The following is a 3,431-nucleotide window of genomic DNA, read 5'->3' as shown; positions in this document are numbered from 1 at the left end:
CGGCGACGCTGGTCGCCCACCGCTCGTTGCATCCGGCACTGGTCTCATTGCTGCTCAAGGTGGCGACGAAGGTGCATCAGCAAGGGGACCTGCTCTCGAACGTGGGTGAGTTTCCATCGCCAAAGTTGACCGACCTGCCGCTGAATCCTGAAGCGGAACGGTACTTCCGATCAGGGCCACCCGTACTGCAGCGGTTCATGCCATTCTGGCTGGCGTCGATGCTGGACCGGCTGAAAATTATGATCATTCCGCTGATCATGCTGCTCATGCCGCTGATGAGGGTTGCACCGCCGCTGGTCCGCTGGCAGACACGCCGGAAGATCTATCTGTGGTATGACGAACTTCGGCGGATCGACCTGCGATCGATAGATGGAATGACGATCGAGGAAGCGGACTCGTCATTGGAGCACCTGCATCGACTGGAACAGCAGATCGCACGGATTGGGGTTCCGTTGAGTTATATGGAGGAGTACTACAACCTGCGCTTACACCTGAATCTGGTGAGATCGCGTGTCTTGTCGATTCTGAGGGGAGAAGCGGGGCATTCCCAGCCGGGAAGTCACCCCGGTTTTCGGACGGAGGGGGGAGAAAGTACGCTCGCCCGATAGCAAAGGACTTTCGCGGCAGATAGGATCTTCGCCGCAATCTTGTGACTTCGGAGGAGCGGAAAATCGCTGGCTCCGGTCGATCTTCTCGCAAAGGCATAGTTTCGCATGAGTTCCAATAACGCTTCACCTCTACGGGTCGGGATCGTGGGAGCGGGTGACAACACCCGCCGCAGGCATATTCCGGGTTTGAAAGCCATTCCCGGCGTCCAGATCACAGGCGTCGTCAACAGCTCTGCGGAATCGTCAGCGCGAGTGGCCAGTGAGTTCCAGATTCCCAAGGTCTACCCCGACTGGAAGGCATTAGTGAACGATCCCGCCATCGATGCGGTTGTGATCGGGACATGGCCCAACCTGCACTGTGAGGTCACCTGCGCAGCACTGAAGGCTGGCAAGCATGTCCTTTGTGAAGCGCGGATGGCTCGCAATCTGGCGGAAGCCCGGCAAATGAAAGCCACAGCCGACGCCCATCCCGATCGCGTTGCCATGCTGGTCCCCAGTCCCATGGGATTGGTCGTTGACCGCGAGGTTCGACAGTTGCTGCACGACGGCTACATTGGCGACCTTCGAGAAGTCATGGTCTTCGGGGCCGACGACCAGTTCTACGACTACTCACAGTTTCTGCATTGGCGACAGGACCGAGACATCAGCGGGGTGAACGTGCTGACCTTGGGGATCCTTCAGGAGACGCTGCTGCGCTGGGTTCCGCAAGCGACTCGCGTCTTCGCTCAAAGTCAAACCTTTGAGCCTGTCCGCCCGAACCCTGTCGGGCCCGGAAACCGCCAGGTGACGGTTCCCGATAGCGTCCAGATTCTGACGCAGCTTCCCAATCGTGCTCGCGGCCTCTATCACTTCAGCGGCGTCGATGTTCACGGGATGGGAAAACAGATTCATCTCTATGGAACTGCCGGGACGATCAAGGTCGTTTTCGGTGAAAAGGAAACTCTCTACGCGGGTCGCGTCGGACAAGAGGGACTGCGTGAAATTACGATCCCCGCCGAACGGCTGGGAGAATGGCGCGTCGAAGCGGAATTCATCGGAGCGATTCAGGGTAGCGAAGCCGTTCAACGGACGACCTTCGCCGATGGTCTGAAGTACATGGAATTTTCAGAAGCGGTGGACCGCAGCGCGACGACTTCGACTCCCGTCGATCTACCGTTGGAGTGACGGCTGCGTGCCGTGACCGTTGCGTGCCCCAGAGCGACATCTGGTCGAGCAGGTTTCGTTGCGACCGCTGCGCGGGGTTCCTGCTGCGCGGGCAGAGGTGTTCTTCCCTGGCCTGTCCACAGCCTGCTGTTGCGTTCAGGGATTTGTCGCGGGGGTATCATTGCGGGCTGCCTGCGTGACAAATGGAACTCCGTTTGTTTTCATGATGAACCTCGCGGATCCATTTCTACATCCCTGGCATCGGAGAACATCGTGTACGAACCGCAATCTCGAAGAGACTTTCTGGCGGCTTCCGTTGCTGCGACCGCGGCGATAGGTTCATTCTCGACTGCTCTTCAGAATCTTTCTTCCGCTCAGGATAAGTCCATGCCCGATCAGCTTCCCGTCATCGATACTCATCAGCACCTGTGGGATCTCAGCAAGTTCACGCTGCCGTGGCATCAGGGAGGAGAGACGGGGCCCATCGAGCGCAGTTTTCTGATGTCGGATTATCTGGAAGCAACCAAAGGGCTGAATGTCGTCAAGACCGTCTACATGGAGGTTGATGTCAAAGTCGACCAGCAGGACGCCGAGGCGGACTATGTCACGCACCTGTGTCAGCAGAACGACAATCCCATGGCGGCGGCCGTGATCTCGGGACGACCGGGAAGTCCGGGCTTTGAAAAGTACGTGTCCCGCTTTGCGGATAACAAGTACATCAAAGGGATTCGCCAGGTGCTGCACGGTGATTCGACACCTCCGGGATACTGCCTGACGCCCGAATTCGTCAAAAGTATTCAGTTACTGGGCGACATGGGCAAAAGCTTTGACCTGTGTGTTCGCGCGGGAGAGGTCGTCGACGCGGCAAAGCTTGTTCGTCAATGTCCGAAGACCCGTTTCATCCTCGATCATTGCGGGAACATGAGCGTTACGTCGACCGACGCGGCTCTGCGAGCGAAATGGGAACGCGGGATGAAGGAACTGGCTCAGCTGCCGAACGTGATCTGCAAGGTTTCCGGGATTATCGTGACGGCCAATAAGGACTGGAAACCCGATGATCTGGCGCAGAACGTCAATGACACGCTCGACGCCTTTGGCGAAGATCGGGTGATTTTTGCAGGTGACTGGCCGGTCTGCACCTTGCGAGCCTCATTCGCTCAGTGGCTTAATGCTCTCAAGCAGATCGTTAAAGACCGACCTCTTGCCTTCCAGAAGAAGCTGTTCCACGATAACGCGGCCAAATTCTACGGCATCTGACAGCGGCCGACAGATTTCACTGCTTTTCCGCTTCGAATCTGTTGTGCGAGTCCGTCCTCTCTCCGTTCGCAGGTGATACGGAGTGCGTGAGTTATCGATGAAGTCGATTCGGGAACAGAAATTTCCCGAATCGACCTCAATTTCTATCAGTGTCTCAGCAATCGCAGTTCACCGCCTGGCTGAGGCAAACTCAGATCAGGCCATCCGCCTGGAGCATGCTCAGCATCCGATCGAATGCAGCGACGGTCTCCGCCAGATCGTCTTCCGTGTGGGCTGACGAAGTCATGCCGCTCCAGCCGAACCAGTCAACACCACACGTCAGCAGAGCCGATCGGAAGGCGAATTTCAGAGCGGCCGGTTGTTCCCGGTCGAGCTTCCGATAGTCTCCGTCGCATGGAATGAAGTCTGCGCTGACCGGATTGT

Annotated in this window: 2 protein-coding genes and 2 pseudogenes; 3 read left to right on the top strand and 1 reads right to left on the bottom strand. The window is 57.4% G+C overall.

The window, feature by feature from the left end:
- The 3 genes and pseudogenes from VGE80_RS13920 to VGE80_RS13910 form a co-directional block, all read left to right on the top strand.
- A pseudogene (locus VGE80_RS13920) lies at positions 1-608 on the top strand (TAXI family TRAP transporter solute-binding subunit); the annotation flags it as partial.
- Between the two features lie 105 nt (positions 609-713).
- Entirely contained in the window at positions 714-1,772 is a 1,059-nt protein-coding gene (locus VGE80_RS13915) for a Gfo/Idh/MocA family protein (protein WP_440593093.1), read from the top strand.
- 366 nt (positions 1,773-2,138) lie between these two features.
- Positions 2,139-3,008: an amidohydrolase family protein gene (locus VGE80_RS13910; protein ID WP_440593092.1), complete on the top strand. Its 870-nt coding sequence runs from the start codon at positions 2,139-2,141 to the stop codon at positions 3,006-3,008.
- Between the two features lie 190 nt (positions 3,009-3,198).
- Here the strand turns inward: VGE80_RS13910 and VGE80_RS13905 are convergent.
- A pseudogene (locus VGE80_RS13905) lies at positions 3,199-3,431 on the bottom strand (aspartate aminotransferase family protein); the annotation flags it as partial.

It is taken from the genome of Schlesneria sp., from assembly GCF_036405755.1.
Taxonomy (GTDB): domain Bacteria; phylum Planctomycetota; class Planctomycetia; order Planctomycetales; family Planctomycetaceae; genus Schlesneria; species Schlesneria sphaerica.
The sequence above is the reverse complement of the archived record's forward strand: the minus strand, read 5'-3'. Positions and strand labels throughout refer to the sequence as shown.